The organism is Paraburkholderia sp. J10-1, assembly GCF_905220165.1.
Classification (GTDB): domain Bacteria; phylum Pseudomonadota; class Gammaproteobacteria; order Burkholderiales; family Burkholderiaceae; genus Paraburkholderia.
The window spans coordinates 68,002-86,334 of sequence record NZ_CAJMYW010000019.1 but is presented as its reverse complement, the minus strand read 5'-3'; the positions used below and the strand labels follow the sequence as shown (position 1 = coordinate 86,334).

The 18,333-nt window shown below is 66.1% G+C and carries 13 protein-coding genes; 3 read left to right on the top strand and 10 right to left on the bottom strand.

The features are described from left to right. Positions 1–6 precede the first annotated feature (6 nt). The 4 genes from U5A65_RS34915 to wecB all read right to left on the bottom strand — a co-directional run bounded on the left by U5A65_RS34915 (position 7) and on the right by wecB (position 8,386). Positions 7–2,553 carry a bacteriophage N4 adsorption protein A gene (locus tag U5A65_RS34915; protein WP_321949138.1) on the bottom strand — a complete coding sequence of 849 codons (2,547 nt, stop codon included), beginning with the start codon at positions 2,551–2,553 and terminating at the stop codon, positions 7–9. Continuing rightward, entirely contained in the window at positions 2,550–4,730 is a 2,181-nt protein-coding gene (locus U5A65_RS34910; RefSeq protein ID WP_321949137.1) for a glycosyl transferase family protein, read from the bottom strand. Before U5A65_RS34910 ends, U5A65_RS34915 begins: the two co-directional genes overlap by 4 nt. Then, the gene (locus tag U5A65_RS34905; RefSeq protein WP_321949136.1) at positions 4,727–7,030 is read right to left on the bottom strand and encodes a cellulose synthase; all 2,304 of its coding nucleotides are present in this window, start codon (positions 7,028–7,030) and stop codon (positions 4,727–4,729) included. The genes U5A65_RS34910 and U5A65_RS34905 overlap by 4 nt, the downstream gene beginning before the upstream one ends. 126 nt (positions 7,031–7,156) lie before the next feature. Continuing rightward, positions 7,157–8,386, bottom strand: a complete 1,230-nt coding sequence (gene wecB, locus U5A65_RS34900; protein WP_321949158.1) for a non-hydrolyzing UDP-N-acetylglucosamine 2-epimerase — start codon at positions 8,384–8,386, stop codon at positions 7,157–7,159. A gap of 523 nt (positions 8,387–8,909) precedes the next feature. Between wecB and U5A65_RS34895 the strand changes: the two genes are divergently transcribed. The 3 genes from U5A65_RS34895 (at position 8,910) to U5A65_RS34885 (ending at position 11,814) form a co-directional block, all read left to right on the top strand. After that, on the top strand, positions 8,910–9,902 hold the full coding sequence (locus tag U5A65_RS34895; RefSeq protein ID WP_321949135.1) for a ferritin-like domain-containing protein: 993 nt from the start codon (positions 8,910–8,912) through the stop codon (positions 9,900–9,902). A gap of 200 nt (positions 9,903–10,102) precedes the next feature. Then, on the top strand, positions 10,103–10,852 hold the full coding sequence (locus tag U5A65_RS34890; RefSeq protein ID WP_321949134.1) for an electron transfer flavoprotein subunit beta/FixA family protein: 750 nt from the start codon (positions 10,103–10,105) through the stop codon (positions 10,850–10,852). 14 nt (positions 10,853–10,866) lie between these two features. Continuing rightward, positions 10,867–11,814 (top strand): electron transfer flavoprotein subunit alpha/FixB family protein, encoded by a 948-nt coding sequence (locus U5A65_RS34885; protein ID WP_321936047.1) that lies wholly within the window; start codon positions 10,867–10,869, stop codon positions 11,812–11,814. Between the two features lie 100 nt (positions 11,815–11,914). Here U5A65_RS34885 and U5A65_RS34880 read toward each other — a convergent pair whose 3' ends face one another. From U5A65_RS34880 to U5A65_RS34855, 6 genes are all read right to left on the bottom strand, one after another. Beyond that, a complete protein-coding gene (locus U5A65_RS34880) occupies positions 11,915–12,718 on the bottom strand; it encodes a CoA ester lyase (protein WP_321949133.1) in 804 nt (267 codons plus the stop codon). Beyond that, positions 12,715–14,094 carry an MmgE/PrpD family protein gene (locus U5A65_RS34875; RefSeq protein WP_321949132.1) on the bottom strand — a complete coding sequence of 460 codons (1,380 nt, stop codon included), beginning with the start codon at positions 14,092–14,094 and terminating at the stop codon, positions 12,715–12,717. The genes U5A65_RS34880 and U5A65_RS34875 overlap by 4 nt, the downstream gene beginning before the upstream one ends. Before the next feature lie 45 nt (positions 14,095–14,139). Further along, positions 14,140–15,318, bottom strand: a complete 1,179-nt coding sequence (locus U5A65_RS34870; RefSeq protein ID WP_321912314.1) for a CaiB/BaiF CoA-transferase family protein — start codon at positions 15,316–15,318, stop codon at positions 14,140–14,142. Positions 15,319–15,333: 15 nt separating this feature from the next. Continuing rightward, positions 15,334–16,497: an acyl-CoA dehydrogenase family protein gene (locus U5A65_RS34865; protein WP_321912316.1), complete on the bottom strand. Its 1,164-nt coding sequence runs from the start codon at positions 16,495–16,497 to the stop codon at positions 15,334–15,336. 38 nt (positions 16,498–16,535) lie between these two features. Then, the gene (locus U5A65_RS34860; protein ID WP_321949131.1) at positions 16,536–17,381 is read right to left on the bottom strand and encodes an FAS1-like dehydratase domain-containing protein; all 846 of its coding nucleotides are present in this window, start codon (positions 17,379–17,381) and stop codon (positions 16,536–16,538) included. 158 nt (positions 17,382–17,539) lie between these two features. Continuing rightward, a complete protein-coding gene (locus U5A65_RS34855) occupies positions 17,540–18,328 on the bottom strand; it encodes a citryl-CoA lyase (RefSeq protein WP_321949130.1) in 789 nt (262 codons plus the stop codon). Positions 18,329–18,333: the final 5 nt, after the last annotated feature.

The following is an 18,333-nucleotide window of genomic DNA, read 5'->3' as shown; positions in this document are numbered from 1 at the left end:
GTTTCCTCAATAAGAAAGCACGGCGCCGAAGAACACGCCGCCCGCCCGGTCGTCGCCCGATATACGCCAACGGTATTGCACCGTCACGTCGACATACGAGCGCGGCATATCGTAGAAGCTGTCGCGGAACCAGTAGCGCGTGGAAACGCCTACCCCCATCCCCACCGGCACGCTGTGGTTGATGCTCGAATCGTAATCCACGCCGGCCACCGCGTATGGAAAGACCGTGAGCTTCGGGCTGATGGTGTCGAGCCGCCAAGTGCGGCCCGCCTCGATATAGCCGGTGCCGTAGTTCCAGCCGTTGCTCACGTAATGGCCGACTTCGCCGTAGTCTTGCACCGTCCACCACGACGGCACGTCGAGCCGCCGCTCGGTGCCGATGCCACCCGAGTAAGCCAGACGCAGCAGCCAGTCAGACGGCGCGCGCGAGCCAATGGGGATGAGCCGCTCGAACGCGATAACCGCATTGACCGTTTCGAACGGCTTCGCACGCGCACCGATCGCCCCGAGCGCCGTGGAAATGCCGCTAGGCGCGTCGCCCTTCGCGCCGACGTCCTGATACACGCGCGCGTAGACCTCGAAGTTGCGGTCGCCGAGCGCGCCGAACGGACGCCAGTATCCTTCGAGGCCCATCTGCCAGTTGTTGTACGAGCCTGGCACTTCACCCGTCGACACGCCGGGCTGCAGGCCCGAGCCGCGATAGTTGACCGCGGCGATGGCGCCCCAGTCGCGCGTGACGTCCGCGTGCGCGTTGCGCAGGTCCTGCAGCTGCACCAACGTGGCGGGCGCAACACCGGGCGGCGATGAGGTGCCGTAGTCGATCGCGCGTTTGAAATAGCTTGCGGCCAGCGCGTCGAAATTCGCGCGATACGCGCTGTAGCCCGCATCGCCGGCAGCCTGCGGCGGCAACTGCCCGGCTTCGTCGGCGCGCGCGAAATACGTGGCGGCGCGGCGGTCCTCTCCTGCGCGTTGCGCCAGGTACGCCGCAGAAAGCGGCGGCAGCGCGTCGAGCAGGCCCGCGTCGGCCATCGCACGTGCTTCGCGCTTTGCACCCTCCGTGTCGCCTGCGGCGGTGAGCGCATCGATCAGTTCGAGCCGATGCTGCGGATTGCGCGGGTCTGCGGCAACAGCCCGGCGCTGCGCGGCGAGCGCGGCTGCCTGATCGCCGCTTTGCGCTGCGACGATCGCGGCGCGCCGGTCGGCGAAGCCGGAGTCGGCTGCGTAGACGTCGCAGGCGCTGCCGTACTGGTCGACCGTGCAATCGAGCACCGGGCGCGCCGCCGTGGCAACACGCTCGCCGGGCGTGGATGGACCGGCAGGCTGCGCGAGCGCCGCGCGCGCGTAGTAGCGGCGCATGGCGATCAGCGCGTCGGTGTCGTCGCCAACGGGCGGCAGCGTGGCGAGCAGATCGAGCGCGCGCTGAGGCTGGCCTTCGGCCGTCCACACATCGGCGATGATCGCGTGCGCCACCCGCTCGTCGCGCACCGACGCGCCTTCGCTCAGCAGCGCCTGCGCAAAATCCTCATCGGCCTGTGCCGCCCTGCCCTGTGCCGCACGCGCATAGCCGCGCAACACGTACGGCATGAGAGTCGGCGTGGCGCCCGATGCAATCGCATCGCCCGCCGCGGTCTCGAGTCCGGCCATGTCGTTCTGTTCGAGCAGCATCTGGCACAGCAGCAGCCAGTTGCCGATCTGCGTTGGCGCGTAGCCGGTCGCCTCGCGCATGAGCGCGATCGCTTGCGCGTTGTCGCCGCGCGTGCGCGCGGCCTGCGCCGCTTGCACCGCCGTGGGCGCGAGTCGCGCGCCGATCTGCGTGCGGCGCTCGCGCAGCGCCTGGCTGTCGCCGAAACGCCGCTGCGCTTCCTGCGCCGCCTGCCAGGCTTCGCGGTCGTGGCCGCCCGCCGAGGCGGCGTCGATGGCGAGCAGGCGCAGACGCAATATGTCCGGCCGCAACGCGATCACGGCGTTCGCCTCGCGCCAGGCGGCGTCGTATTGCTTCGCGCCGTATGATTTGTAGGCATCCTGAGCAAGCTGCCATGCCCGGCCGGTCAGATAGTCGGGCGGTCCTGAGCCCGGCGGCGGCGCCGGGCGCGCCGTGCGAGCACCACTTGTCGCTGCGCCTGGCCGCGCCAGTGCCGCCACCTGCACATCGACCTCGCGGCGCCGTGCCGTGAGCGTCGCGTCGGGACCGATCTGCGCGATCGCGTCGGACAGCGTGCGGCTCGCCTCGCGCCACTGTCCGCGCGCCGCCTGCGAATTGGCAAGCAACAAACGCAGCGAAGCGAGATCGGGCCGTTGACGGATCGCCTCGCGCGCGTAGCGCTCGGCCCCAGCGTAGTCGTGGCGTGCGAAGGCTTCGTAGCCTTGCTGGGCGACGCGATAAGCCGCGCCGCTCAGCGGCAAAGGCTGCGTGCCTTGCGGCAGCGCCTGGGCATGGGCGCGGCCCGTGCCTGCGAGCGCACCCCACAACGCGGCGAGCAGCAACGCTCGCGGCACGTTCGCGCGACCGCGTGAAAATCGCCTCGCCGCAAAATGCTTCGGAGTCCGTCTCATGGCGTAGCGGCGCCTTCGGTGCGCAAACGTTCCTGCTCCGCGATCGCCGCGGCCAGCGCATCCCGAGTGATCACGCCCTGCTCGACCATGAAATCGCCGATGCGCCCGTGCTCGGCAGGGCGGTAGCGCTGCAGCGCGCCTTCGAACGCGGCGCGCTTCACCGCACCGCGTTCGATCAGCAGATCGCCTAGCAGCGGAACGCCCGGCGCGGCGGCGCCGCGTGCTTCGGCACTCGCCTTCGCCTCATGCGCTTCGCGCACCTGCACCGGCGGCACGCCGCGCAACAGGCGCAAGCCGTCCGCCACCTCGCCCTCGCGCACAATGCGCTGCACGATCGGCAACGCGCATTGGGCCTGCAGTTCCGCGAGCGACGCTTGCGCAAGCGGGCTCGCGCATAGCAGCACCTCGTGCCCCTTGCCGTCGTCGCCTTGTGGCAGCACGCGGTAGCGCACCGCGAGTTCGAGCGGCACATCGCCCGCGTAGCGCGTGAGCCGCTCGTGATCGAGCCGGCCGCGCGGCAGGTCTGCCTGGAACGCGATGGCCTCCGCGAGCGTTTCTTCATCGAGCCAGCCGTGCGCCATCAGCACGCGCCCGAGCGGCGCTTCATGCGCGTGCTCTTCCGCTAGCGCCTGCTCCAGTTCCTTCGGCCCGATCGCCTGCCAGGAAAGCAACAGCTCGCCAAGACGCTGCTTGCGATCCGTAAAACCGTCCGACGAGGGGAAGTCGTGCATGGTCTTGTCCCACACGAGCCGCTTGCCGGTGACGAGATACGCGAGATACATCTTCCACGCGCGCGAGACCGCCATGAAGTTCACGAAGTTGCCGATCACCATGCGCGGCACCGAAAGCACGCCATGCTCCCAGCCGTACAGACGCGAAACGAAGTACACGCGCTGAACTACGCGCAGCAGCAACGCGACACCGTTGGCCCACAGCACAATGGTCAGAAAGCGCGAATTCGCGAACGGCGACGCAATGAGATCAGGCCGGATGCCAAGGAACTCGGCGTACGCAAAGAGCAGGAACTGCGCGAGCAGCACATAAGCAATGATGCCGACGAACGCCGTGACGATGCCCTTGCGGTCCCGCGCAAGCAGATAGCGGTTGGCGAGCGTGCCGACCCAGCCTGTTTGCTCCCAGCCCTGCAGGCCGATGCCGAGCGTCCAGCGTGCGCGTTGACGGTAAGCGGTCCGAAACGTATCGGGAAAGAACTCGCGCACGCACAACGGCATGGTCAGCGTGACGTCGCGCTCGGGCCCGAAGCCGAACCACGACTTGCGCCGCGTGGCGAACTCCACGGGAAAGCGCGCAAAGATCGAATGCATGCCCATGCGGCCCAGCCGCTCGCCCACGTCGTAGTCTTCGGTCAGCGTTTCCGTATTGAAGGGCTGATTCTGCGTCTGCTCCGCGAGCCCGGCCAGCGCGCGGCGCGAAAAGCACGTGCCCACACCCGCCGACGGCACCGTGCCGGCCAGGCTCTCGCGCACCACGAGATCCTTTGCATGCCACTCGGCGAACTCATCCATATACGTGCCCGCAACGAGCTCGTACCATTCGCGCTCGAGCGAAGCCACTGGCAACTGGATCATGTCCTTGCGCGGCAACAGATAGTTGAAGAAGCGCAACTCGAGCGGATGCAGCACGTCCTCGCTGTCGTGCAGGATCACGCCCGCGAATTCGATGCCGGTTTCCTTCTCCATGCGAAAGATCGCCTGCACGATCCAGTTCAGGCAATCGGCCTTGCAGGTGGGACCGTCGTGCGGCACCTCAACGCGGTGAAGCTGCTTGTAGCGCCGCCGCATGCGCTCGACTTCGGCAATGGTCGCCGCATCGTTCTGGTAGGTGCCGGCGAACACGACATAGTTCTTGTAGTCGAGCACACGCACGAGATCGGTCACCATCGAGGCGATCACATCCTCCTCGCGCCAGGCAGGCACCATGATCGCCAGCGGCTGCTGCTCGCGCGTGTAGAGCTGCTCGGCGCGCAACGGCTCGTAGCGGCGCTCGATCGTGAAGTGACGGATGACGCGGCGAACCCAGTACCACGCGTCGATGAAAAGATCGTCGATGCTCGATAGCAGGATCACCACCGCCACCACCGCCGCGAGATACTCCATGCCCTCGTAATAGCGGCCGGCGTAGTAGTTGAGCCACCAGTCGATGGCGTGCGTGCTCACGATCCGCTCTGCGTGTTGTCCGGGTTTTCGGCGCTCTCCTGCGCCGCGCGCGCCGCGGCGGCGGCCGCCGTCCTCGCCCGCGCTCGCTTGCGCGCGAAGCCCGCGGCGAGCAGCAGCAACACCAGCACCGCGGTGGCGATGCTCGGCACGCCCCAGCCCGCCCAGTGCCGCGTGAGCCAACCGCGCTGATCGTCGGTCGGCGGCACGCCGCCTGGATACTGCGTGTCGAAGGTCTTGAGTACGCCGCTCGCGTCGACGATGGCCACGTCGCCCTGCTGCAACTGCATGCCCGGCGGCAGAACGGGCGCATTGCCCACGCTGCGGTACACGACGCCGGGCGTCGTGCCGGCGCGCACCACCTGAATCAGCCCGAGATTCGCGAGACCCGACATGTCGGCGAGCATCGAGCCGCCGCGCGCCTTGAGCGTGAGACGGCCGTCTGCGAAGCTCGCATGGCCCGCCTCGCTGTCGAGCGCGACATCGGCGGCGAGAAAGGCCTCTTTTGGTTGCGCGCTCTGGCCGTTGGGCACCACCTGAAGCGTCGCGCGCGTGGGCGCGACGCCCGCCGCGTTCGCAAGCCGTGCCACGCGCGGCAGCGTCGTTACCGGGTCGGCCAGATAGGCGTCGGGCACGAGCACGTCCGCCGTACGCGAGAAGCGCGCCACCATGCCCGTGAAATTCTCGCCGAGCGGACCCTGGCCGACGACCAGATGGCTACCTGGCAGCACGGCCGCAGGATAGCCCTGCTCGCGCGGGCGGCAGCCGCCCGCCGGCTGCCGCTGGAACAACACGCGCAGCGTATTGGTGGTGCCGAGCGCATAGACGGGAATGTCCGCGCTCACTCGCTGCGCATGACCGTCGGTGTCGAGCAGATGCGAGCCGATCAGCACGCCGTTGAAGAAAATCGACGCCGTCTGGCCATTGCGGTCCGCTGCAGGCGCGGCAGCCAGGTCGAGGACGACGCGGCGCGGAATGCGTCCATCGCCCGAGACGGCTGCAAGATCGAAGTTGGCGTCCCATGCCGCGCTCGTTAGCACATCTACCGTTCTCGGCGTGCCCCCGATCAGCGACAGTGCGATCCGGTCGCTCGTGCCTCCTGCGCTCAGGTTCGGCGACGCAGCCAGCTCGTGCACGACGAGCCTGCGCGACACGTCGATCCCGCTCCACGTGCGCGAAAGCGCGCTCACGCCGGTGTCGTCGCCGACCACCACGGTGGGCAGGCCGCCCAGATGCGCGAGGCGCAGCTCGCCCTTCTCGAATGGCGTGGCAAGCGCACCGCCGGAATGCGTGCGCCATGCATCGAAGGCGCTCGCGGCATCGGCGGAAACGGCCAGCGCTTCGCCGCGCAACGCGTCGAGCGCTGCACCCGCCTGCGCGCGCAGTGCGTCGTCGGCGACCACGACGTTGGGCGCGAAAGCGCCCGCCGGCGCAAGCGCGATGAGCGCGCCCAGTTCGGCGGGATTCGCGATCTTGTGCGAACCGCCCGCCGCGAGCGCGGCGAAAGCGGGCATCGCCTGCAGCGCGGCCGGCACCTGCACGGTGCCGAGATTCACGGTGTCGCCCACCGCAGGCATGCGCGTCGTGACGGGTGTCGCACCGCCGCGCATCAACAGGGCTTCGAGCCGCCACGCGACGTCATAAGCCGCGGCGTCGAGCTTGCCGCCGCTCACGAGCACCACTGGTTTCGCAGGCAGCGCGCTCCACGCGGTGCGCACGTCGTTCACGGCCGAGGTGTCGAACTGATACGTGAGGCGCGTGGTGGGCGCGACCTTCCAGACATTGCCGATGGCCGTCTGGTCCGTGCAAACGTTTTCGTTGAGAACCGACGACCATTGCAGCCCTACGCGCACGAAACCCGAAGGGCGCGGTGCGCCATCCACGCCGATGTTGAGCGACCCGTCGCCCTGCGCGTCGGTGACGTTGCGCACCTGTACGGGCGAGCCGTCGAGCGAGAGCAGGAAGGTCGTGCGTCCGCCGTTGCCGCGCAGATAATTCGCGTCGAGCTGCAGCGTTGCGTTGCTGATCGGCAAGCCCGCGGGCACGGGCAAATAGAGTTCCTGAATCGCGTCGGGCGCGCGCAGCACGACCGGATCGCGCACGCCGAGATCGGCCAGCGACACGGTTCGCGATTCCACGCGCCCGGCCCCCAACTGCGCAAACGCGCCGGCCAGGTCGCCAGGCGCTGCGTACGCGCAGTGCCCCAGCGCGGCGAGAAGCGCTGCGCCCACATACGCGCAATGCCGCGCACCCACGCCCTTGCGCCCCGCTGCACTCACCTGCCGGATCGAATGGAGTCTCACGTGTCATGCCTCATTTTGTGGGCGCGGCGGCGCACCCGCCGCGTCGCGGTACTGGCCATCCCGCCTATGGAATGCACTGATTGCCTGGTACTGCGATACAACTGCCAAGCCGGTGTCGAATCGGCGTCAGGACGCCGCGTCGGCCTCATCCGTCTCGCCGGGCTCCGGCCGCATGGCGACCACCGGATGCCGGTAGCCAGGCAACTCGCGGCTCGGAAATGGCTCGAACGGCCGGCCGGTGAGCGATGCGACGATGCGCTCCGAAGCGTGCCCGTCGCCGTAGGGGTTGACGCGCCGTGCATAGGCGCGCCGCTCGTCTTCGTTCTCGACGAGTTCGAGCACCGCGCGCACGATCGCCACACGGTCGGTGCCGATGAGTTTCACCGTGCCCGCAGCGAGCGCTTCGGGGCGCTCGGTCACGTCGCGCATCACGAGCACGGGCTTGCCGAGCGCGGGCGCCTCTTCCTGTACGCCGCCCGAATCGGTCAGCACGATCGCCGCGCGCTGCATGAGGCGCACGAACTCGGGATAATCGAGCGGGTCGGTAAGGTGAACGTTGGGTGCGTTGCCGAGCGTGGCGAGCACGGGGCCGCGCACGTTGGGATTCAGATGCACGGGATAGACGATCTGCATCTTGCCGGAATGCGCGAGCGTGGCGAGCGCCGCGCAGATATGCTCGAAGCCCTCGCCGAAGCTCTCGCGCCGATGGCCGGTCACGAGAAGCAACGGGCGGCCGCTGTCCATGGGTTCGAGAAACGGAAATTGCGCATCGAGGCGCTCGCGCAACGCCGCGTCGTTGTCGAGCCGCTCGCACATGAGATGCAGGGCATCGATCACGGTATTGCCCGTCACGACCACGCGCCCACCCAACGCCTCCGCTTCGAGATTCGCCCGCGAGCTTGCCGTAGGCGCGAAAAGCAGATCGCTCACGACGTCCACCACGCGCCGGTTCATTTCCTCGGGCCAAGGCTCGAACAGATTGCCGGTGCGCAGCCCGGCCTCCACATGACCAACCGGTATGCGCCGATGAAAGGCGGCAATGGCGCCGGCCATGCTCGTCAAGGTGTCGCCGTGCACGAGCACGCGTTCGGGCTGCTCGGCAGCGAGCACGTCGTCGAGCCCGCCGAACAGGCGCCCGGCGAGGCCGTTGAGCGTCTGGTTCGCGGTCATCGCGCCAAGGTTGTGGTCGGGCACGATGCCGAAGAGATCGAGCACCTGCTGCAGCATGGTCTGATGCTGCCCCGTCACGCAGACGATGGACTGCACGCCTGGCTCAGCCTCAAGATGTTTGACGAGCGGCGCCATCTTGATGGCTTCGGGCCGCGTACCGAATATCGACAGGATGCGCACAGGCAGGTTTCCGGTTAGCTGGAGTGTCCAGGCGCCGCGGCGTTGCCCGACGCCCCCTTTTACCGACTGTCTTCATGCCATTGCGCCGGCCATCTGTTCGCTGCCGCCTCGTTGAAGGCGGCTAACGGGCCGGTCAGCCGTACTCTACATGCTTAATTAGACCATTGCGTTCGGGCGTGCCGCGACGCAAAGCTCAGCCCGTCCGGTTGCGCCGCGATTATTCAAGGAATCGATATGACCCGAACGATTATTGCTTCGGGCGAGACGTATTCGATATTCAAGCCGCATTCGTCCATGCGCGGCGCGAGCATGAACGATAGCTAACGACTCAACGAGCCGGCACGCTCGTCGCGTTTTGCGCGGGTTCGAAGTAAGCTCGTGAGACGATAGCGATCTCTTCTGCATCAACTCGTGCACGCACGGCGACACCCGTCGAAGGCTCCTGCCAGGCCCCTGCCGCGGCGGCGCGCGGCCGTGAAAAAATCGCCTGCAAACCGCGTGTCCTGGCCACCAGCAAAAGAACAGCGAGATGGACGACCTGATACTCGACGCCTTCGATGCGTCGCAACTCATTCCCGGTTTCCATGCGCCGGCGTTGCCCGTCGAGCGTCCGGACCGCGAGACGCTCGACGCCGCCGAGCACAACACGCGCCACTGGACGAGCCGTGTAAGTGGTGCGCTTACGCGCGGCACCGACGTCCACCGCGACGAAATGTGCCGCATGTTCCGCGAGACCTTCAATCCTTACCGGCCCTCGGTGCTCGATTGGCCCACGCTTGAACCCGCCGCGCTCAAGCGCATCACCGATCTGCCCATCTGGGACATCGCGGTGCAAACGGAAGGCCGCGCGCGCCTGCGCATGGCCGCCTACGCCGCCTCGCTCGACGACGCGGTGATGCGCGACGCGCTCGCGCTCAACGCGTGGGAGGAGCACCGCCACAAGGAAGTGCTTTCGCGCATGGTGGCGGCGTATGGCATCAAGCTGGCGAGCGAGCCGCCCTACGTCTACCCTAAGGACGCCGAATGGGCTTATCTCGTGACGGGCTATAGCGAATGCGTGGACAGCTTCTTCGCGTTCGGCCTCTTCGAAGTCGCACATCGCTCGGGCCTCTTTCCGCCCGAGCTCATCGACACGTTCGAGCCCGTCATGCAGGAAGAATGCCGCCATATCCTGCTATTCGCGAACTGGGTTGCCTGGCACCGCGCCCGGCTCTCCTGGTGGCAACGCATTCGCTTCGAGCTGAAAGTGGCCGGCGTATGGGCCTTTCTGGCGTGGGAGCGCATCGGACTCGCGCGCGCCATGGATGCCGAGGGCAATGAGCACAAGCACGACAACAACTTCACGATGAACGGCGCACAGCAGGTGACCGACGTGGATATCAGCGTGCCGGATCTCATGCGCCTGTGCCTCGCCGAAAACGACCGGCGCTTTTCGGGCTACGACGCGCGCTTGCTGCGGCCTGAAACCATGCCGCGACTCGTGCGCTTCGCACTGCGCTTCGTGCGCGACAAGAAGAACTGACGCTTCCCTCTCGCCAGTACGTGCGCGTGCGCCGCTTCGTTCGAACGGCCGATTGCGGCGCGCGCGGCTTGCTTGCTCCGCTTCAACGCGCTCGAAGCACGCCTTCCACAAAGCTGAATTCCACGCCGCTCACGCGTCTGTCACAGTGACGAAGGCGTTCGTCAACGACGAAAGCATTGTCCCTATCGAGGAGAGAGAGCTTGAAAATTCTGGTGCCCGTCAAGCGCGTGGTCGATTACAACGTGAAGGTTCGTGTGAAGTCGGACGGCACGGGCGTGGATATCGCCAACGTGAAGTTCTCGATGAACCCGTTCGATGAAATTGCGGTTGAAGAAGCGGTACGCCTGAAGGAAGCGGGCGTGGCGACCGAAGTCATCGCCGTTTCCGCGGGCGTCACGCAAGCGCAGGAAACGCTGCGCACGGCGCTGGCCATCGGTGCAGATCGCGCCGTGCTGATCGAGTCGAATGACGATCTGCAGCCGCTCGCGGTGGCGAAGCTTTTGAAGGCGCTCGTCGATAAAGAGCAACCGTCGCTCGTCATTCTCGGCAAGCAGGCTATCGACGACGATTCGAATCAGACCGGGCAAATGCTCGCTGCGCTTGCGAATCTGCCGCAAGCGACGTTCGCTTCGAAGATTGTCGTCGCAGACGGTAGAGCCACGGTTTCGCGCGAAGTGGACGGCGGTGCGCAAACGCTCTCGCTCACGCTGCCCGCCGTGGTCACGACGGACCTGCGCCTGAACGAGCCGCGCTACGTCACGCTGCCGAACATCATGAAGGCGAAGAAGAAGCCTTTGGAAACGGTCAAGCCGGAAGACCTGGGCGTCGATGTCACGCCGCGTCTGAAGACGCTGAAGGTTGCCGAGCCGCTCAAGCGTAGCGCAGGCGTGAAAGTGCCGGACGTTGCGGCGCTCATCGCGAAGCTGAAGTACGAAGCCAAGGTGCTGTAAAGGAGTTGAGAGAAATGACGAATCTGGTTATTGCCGAACACGACAATCAGTGCATCAAGGCCGCGACGTTGAACGCCGTCGCAGCAGCACAGAAAATTGGTGGCGACGTGCACGTGCTGGTCGCGGGCCACAACGCGCAGGCCGCAGCCGACGCAGCCGCGAAGATCGCAGGCGTTGCGAAGGTGCTGCTCGCCGACGCCCCGCAACTCGAGCAAGGCCTTGCCGAGAACGTCGAATCGACGGTCCTTGCCCTTGTGCAAAATGCGGCGAAGCACTACTCGCATATCCTCGCGCCGGCCACGGCAGCGGGCAAGAACGTCACGCCGCGTATCGCCGCGAAGCTCGACGTCGCGCAGATCAGCGACATCACCGCCGTGCATAGCGCCGACACGTTCGAGCGCCCGATCTACGCAGGCAATGCGATCGCGACGGTTCAATCTCAGGATGTGATCAAGGTCATCACGGTTCGTACGACGGCGTTCGACGCAGTGGCAGCCGAAGGCGGCAACGCAACGGTAGAAAAGATCGAAGCCGCAGCAGACAGCGGCCTTTCGCAGTTCGTGAGCCGCGAAGTCACGAAGCTCGACCGCCCGGAACTCACGAGCGCGAAGATCATCGTCTCCGGCGGCCGGGGTCTTGGCAGCGGCGAGAACTACACGAAGGTGCTGGAGCCGCTCGCCGACAAGCTCAACGCAGCGCTCGGCGCTTCGCGCGCGGCAGTTGACGCAGGCTACGTCCCGAACGACTACCAGGTCGGTCAGACCGGCAAGATCGTCGCGCCGCAACTGTACGTGGCGGTGGGCATCTCCGGTGCAATCCAGCATCTCGCGGGCATGAAGGACTCGAAAGTCATCGTCGCGATCAACAAGGACGAAGAAGCCCCGATCTTCAGCGTGGCCGACTATGGCCTTGTGGGCGACCTGTTTACGGCCGTGCCCGAACTGGCTGGCGCAATCGGCTAAAACCAGCCGCAAGCTCGCTAGCAAAAACCAAGGCGCCTTTGCGAAAACAAAGGCGCCTTCTTTATCGACGCTACCGCAGCAAGCTCAGCTGCTTTCGTGATCAAACACCCAAAATCCGGCGTGCCTTGAGGATCACCGGCATGTCCACCATCTTGCCGTCGAGCGCCACGGCCGCCCCGCCGCTCGCCTGCACTGCGTCGAGCACGCGCTGCGCCCATGCGCGCTCCGCCTCGCTCCACGCGTACGCGCGATGCACGGGCTCGATCTGCTTCGGATGAATGCAAAGCTTGCCGCCGTAGCCAAATCGCCGAGCGCGCCGCGCCTCGCGCTCCAGCGCCTCTGCGTCGTCGAATACGGTCGACACGCCGTCGACGGGCGCTGCAATGCCCGCGAGCCGCGAGGCCAGCACGATCTGCGAACGGAACGTGTCGAGTTCTTCGCCGTCTCCGTCGATACCCATGTCCACCTGAAAGTCGAGCGTGCCGAACGCCACGCGTAGCACGCCTTGCGCGCCACACAGCGCGTTCAGGCCCGCGATGCCGCGCGCGGTCTCCACGATCGGCAGCACATGCAGCGTGCCGTGCGCGCCTGAGCGTACCGCCGTGATCTGCTCCGCGCTTTCCGCCTTCGGCAGCATGATGCCCGCCACGCCCGCGTGTGCGCCAAGCGCAGCGGCATCGTCGGCGAACCAGGGTGTGTCGGTGCCGTTCACGCGCACCCACACGGGGCGCGCAGCGTCCAGCGCCTTGAGCACGGCGTCGCGCGCGGCGCCCTTTTCCGCAGGCGGAACCGCATCCTCCAGATCGACGATCACGGCATCGGCGCCTGCGCTGCGTGCCTTTTCGAATCGCTCGGGCCGGTTGCCCGGCACGAACAGATAGGAGCGGGAAAGCGTCGCGCTCATGCGCTCGCCCCTGCGCCGAACAGCGAGCCAACTCGCTGCGCCTCGGCAATGCCCCACGCGGCGTCGAGCAGGCGCTGTGCGTCGCTATCGCTCGCTGCGCCCGAAAATGCGGCGAGGCGCACGAACTTCGCTGCGATCTCGTCTCGCGAGAGCGTATTGCCCGGGTCGCCCTTCGGCTCATCCACGCGCCCTTGCAACGTGCGGCCATCGCGCGTCGTGACGCTCACCTTGCCGATCCAGCGAGCGGGATACGCGCGGTCCACTTCCTCGTCGAGCGCCATCGTCACACGCTCACGAAACGCGGCGATATCGCCCGCCGAATAGTCGCGCTCGAACTCGTTCACGCCCGCGTACCCGCGATAAGCAACGAGGCCCAGCACGGTCCCCATGTTGAACTTCGCCTGGTGAACGGTGCTCGGCACGATCACGCTGCCGAGCACGTCGATCGCCCCCTGATGCACATGCGCCGTCACGCTCGCAATCTCGTCGGGATTCAGACGGTGCGCTTCGATCACAGACAGCAACGCGTCGGCGGCCGGATGCGTGTGGCGGCACGCCGCGTGATACTTGAACGACGTTTCAACCGTCGCCCAACGCTCGCCAAGGCGATCGACCAGCTTTGCGGGATCGGCGTCGCTCGACATGCCCGCCGCCATGCCCTGCGCGCCTTCGAGAATACGCTGCGCGCCGCGAAAGCCGTCCGCCGCGAGTTGGGCGGCCATCAAGCCGTTTGCGGCCGCCATGGCCGTGTGCAGTTGCTTCGAATCGGCCGCGTCGCGCAGGAACTCCCACAAGCCGCTCGCCTGTGTACCCGCCGAGCCGAACGCGTCGAGCATCTGCTCGGGCGTGAGCTTGAGCAGCCGGCCCGCCGCGGCAGCCGCCGCAATCGTGCCCACCGTGCCGGTCGTGTGAAATATCTTGTAGTGCGAACGACCCATGAATTCGCCTACCCGTATACCCACTTCATAGCCGGCCACCGAAGCTGCGATGAACTCCTGCCCTGAAGCGCCCAGCGCCTGTGCGAGCGCGAGTGTCACCGGGAACACGACGGTAGCCGGATGCAGCACTGAGCCGTTGTGCACGTCGTCCTGCTCGACGAAATGCGAAGCGGCGCCGTTGGTCATGGCCGCGAAATACGCCGTGGTGCGAGTGCGGTCGACGATGACGTCGCACGGACCTTGTGCGTCGGGCGCACCGCGCGCGGCGCGCGCGAAACGCGCGATCGTCTCGACCGGACGCGCGCCCTTGCCGCCCAGCGCGGAGCCGAGCCAGTCCACATAGAGATTGACGGTGCGCTCGACCACGTGAGGCGGAATCGAATCGAAACGCAGTTGCGAGGCGAAGGCCGCGAGCGCGCGGCTGGGATGATCTGTCATGGCAGCGTAGTTCAGTAATGTCGGTTTGCGACGCGCGAGGCGCGATCAGATTGCGCCGTCTTCGCGCAGCGCACCGATACGCGCCGCGTCAAAGCCAAGCTCACGCAAAATAGATTCGGTATGCTGACCGAGTGCGGGAACGGCATCCATGCGCGCATCGAATGCGCAGGGCGCGCCTGGCGGCAACAGCGCCGGCACCGTTCCCGCCGGTGTCTGCACCTCGCGCCAGCGCTCGCGCGCCTGCAGCTGCGGATGCGCCCACACATCGGCCATCGTGTTCATTTGCGCGTTGGCGATGCCAGCGCGGTCGAGCCGTTCGATGACCTGCGCCGCACTGAGCTTCGAAAACGCCTCGACGATCAACTCACGCAATTCGTCGCGGCGCGCGGAGCGCTGTGAATTGGCGGCAAAGCGTTCATCGGCGGCTAGCTCCGGCTGCGACAGAACGTGTTCGCAAAAGAGCTTCCATTCGCGGTCGTTCTGCAGGCCGAGCATCACCGACTTGCCGTCGCCTGCCGGAAACGGGCCATATGGGTAGATCGTCGCGTGCGAGGCACCTGCGAGCGGCGGCGGCGATTGACCGTCGATCGCGTAATAAAGCGGATAGCCCATCCACTCCACCATGCTTTCCAGCATCGAAACGTCAATGCGGCACCCACGTCCGGTGCGCCCACGCATCAGCAGCGCGCTCAAAATGTTCGAATACGCATACATGCCCGCGGCAATGTCGGCAATCGAGCAACCCGCTTTCGCCGGTTCGCCGGGCGACCCCGTGATCGAGAGAAATCCCGATTCGCTCTGGATCAGCAGGTCGTACGCCTTGCGCTCGCGGTAGGGACCGTCGTCGCCGTAACCGGAGATATCGCACACGATCAGCTTCGGGTAGCGCTCGCTGAGCGCCTCGTAGCTGAGCCCGAGCCGCGCCGCTGCGCCCGGTGCGAGATTCTGCACGAGCACGTCGGCGTCGGCGAGCAACGCGTCGAGAATCGGTGCGGCCTCCTTGTGCTTCACGTCGAGCGAGAGGCTTTCCTTCGAGCGGTTCGTCCACACGAAGTGCGAAGCGAGTCCATGCACGCGCTCGTCGTAGCCGCGCGCGAAGTCGCCCACGCCAGGCCGCTCGATCTTGATCACGCGCGCGCCGAGATCGGCAAGCTGGCGCGTGCAGAACGGCGCGGCAATCGCATGTTCGAGCGTGACGACCTTGATACCGTCGAGTGGTCTCATGACGCGCGCCTCAGCTCAGAACGAACGCGGCAGGCCGAGCACATGCTCCGCCACGTACGAGAGGATCAGATTGGTGGAGATCGGCGCGACCTGGTAGAGGCGCGTTTCGCGGAACTTGCGCTCCACGTCGTATTCGCAGGCGAAGCCGAAACCGCCGTGGAATTGCAGGCAGGCATTCGCGGCTTCCCACGAAGCGTCGGCTGCGAGCAGTTTCGCCATGTTGGCCTGTGCGCCGCAGGCTTCGTGCGCGTCGAACCGGCGCGCGGCCTCGAAGCGCATCAGGCTCGCGGCTTCGACGTTGACGAACGCGCGTGCAATGGGAAACTGCACGCCCTGGTTCTGGCCGATAGGCCGTCCGAACACGATGCGCTCCTTCGCATAAGCGCTCACCTTGTCGATGAACCAGTAGCCGTCGCCGATACATTCCGCCGCGATAAGCGTGCGCTCCGCGTTCAGGCCGTCGAGGATGTACTTGAAGCCCATGCCCTCTTCGCCGATCAGGTTTTCCGCCGGAATTTCGAGGTTGTCGAAGAAGAGCTCATTGGTCTCGTGATTGACCATGTTGAGAATCGGCTGCACGGTGAGGCCGTTGCCGATCGCTTCGCGCAGGTCGACCACGAAGATCGACATGCCCTCGGACTTCTTCTTCACGTCGGCGAGCGGCGTAGTGCGCGCAAGCAGGATCATGAGGTCCGAATGCTGCACGCGCGAAATCCACACCTTTTGCCCGTTGATCACGTAGCGGTCGCCCTTGCGCACCGCCGTGGTCTTGATCTTCGTGGTGTCGGTGCCCGTGGTGGGTTCGGTCACGCCCATCGACTGCAGGCGCAGTTCGCCGCTCGCGATCTTCGGCAGATACTTGCGCTTTTGCTCGGCCGAACCGTGGCGCAGCAGCGTGCCCATGTTGTACATCTGGCCGTGGCACACGCCCGAGTTGCCGCCCGCCCGGTTGATCTCCTCCATGATGACCGACGCCTCGGTCAGGCCCAGCCCCGATCCGCCGTACTCCTGAGGAATCAGCGCAGCGAGCCAGCCGGCTTTCGTGAGTGCGTCGACAAATTCCTCGGGATAGCCGCGCGCCTCGTCGATCTTGCGGAAATATTCGCCAGAAAACTGCTGGCACAGGTCACGTACGGCTTCGCGGATGTCCTGAAACGAATCTTGTTGCGTGGTTTGCATGATCGATATGAAGTCGCTATGAATGTTCGTGGTGCCGTTCAGGCGAGCGTTGCGGTGGCCTGCATCGTCAGATAACCGTCGTGGTCTTTCGCCCAGAGTTCGACCGAGCGCGCGTCGTCGGAGAGCTTGCCGCACAGCGTGAATGCGTTGCCCGCGAACGTGGGCCGTACCGCGCGAAATGCGTACGTTGCGATCGTGGCGTCGGGCCGCTCACGGTGCACGAGGTCGAGCAGCAGCGTGGCGATGAGCGGGCCGTGCACGACGAGGCCCGGATAGCCCTCTTCCTGCGTGACATACGGGAAGTCGTAGTGAATGCGATGACCGTTGAAGGTCAGCGCGGAATAGCGGAACAGCATGAGCGCGCTGGCGTTGAGCGTGCGCGACCAGGTCTCGCCTTGCGGCGCCACGACGGGCTTGGGCGCGCTCGCACCGGGCTGCGGCGCGTCGCGATAGACGATGTCGTGCTCTTCCTCGATGCACAGCGCCCCGCCGCTCTCGTAGCGATGCTGCACCGTCACGAACACGAGGCGGCCGCTGCGACCGGTCTTGTCCTCGATGTTCGCGATAGTGGAAGTGCGAGCGGCCACGTTGCCCGCATGGAGCGGTGTATGAAACGTCAGGCGCCCGCCTGCCCACATGCGGCGCGGCAGTTCGACGGGCGGCAGGAAGCCGCCGCGTTTCGGGTGTCCATCGGGACCCGCTTCGGCGAGCGGCGAGACAGGCAGAAAATAGAGCCAGTGCCACAGCGGCGGCACGGCGCTACCGGGCGCTTCGCGGTCGAGTGTGGCGGCGAGCGCGCGCAGCGGGAACGCGGTGATATCGTCGGTGAGCGTTTCGGTCTTGTCGAGCCACGCACTGAGCGATGGCGTTTGCGATTCCGGCATGGCGTTTCTCCGTTGCGAGACTAGTTGCCATACTATGAACGGCTCACGCCGTTTCGCGAAGTTGCCTTTGCCGAATCAGCCCTTTCGCTTTCGTTAATCCCCCGACCATTGCTGCGCGATACTTGCGCGCGGCTTTCAACCACAGCCGCGCGCCGCCCTTACGCTTCGCCGCGCAGATGAGCGGAGGCTTCGTCTTCCACACGCTGCCACAACTCGAACGACATGGGGCGCTCGCCCTCTTCGAGCAGATGGCCAACGAGGCCGATCGCGCGCGCCATCACGCCGAAGCCGCGCACGATGCGCCAGGGAAAGCCGAATTCGCAGCAAATCGCGCCGATTGCGCCCGTTGCGTTGATCGGCAGGGCTTTGCCCGACGCCCGCTCGGCCTCCGCGCCAATCAGCTGCATGAGCTTCACATAGCGCCCCGACATGCCGTTTTGCGCGGCCAGTTCGAAAAGGCGCGGTGTGCGCGGATCGATGGGCTTGTGCAGTGGATGACCGAGCCCCGGAATCGGCGTGCCGCGCGCGCGCCATGCGGCGACGGTATCGACGGCGAGCTTTTCCAGGTCGTCGCACTGGGCGTCATAAGGCAGCGCTTCGGAAAGCATGCGGCACGCCCCTTCCATGCTGCCGACGAACACCGACCCAAGCCCGCATAGCCCTGCCGCGACGGCAGCCTGCAGCGACTCGGGCGCGCCCGCATACGTCATGCGCGCGGCGATGGCGCTAGGCGTCATGCCGTGCTCGACGAGCGTAATGACGATGGCGTTGAACATCGCGGACTGCTGCGGCGTGGCCGTCTTGCCCGTGAGTTGCAGAAATGCAAAGTCGCCGAGATTCATGTGTCCGAGCACTTCGTCGGGCAGGCTCTTGCCGCGCACGACAATACGATCGGGTGTGCTGTACGCAATATCGGAGCGCACGAGCGGTTTCGGTTGACGGGCCATAATCC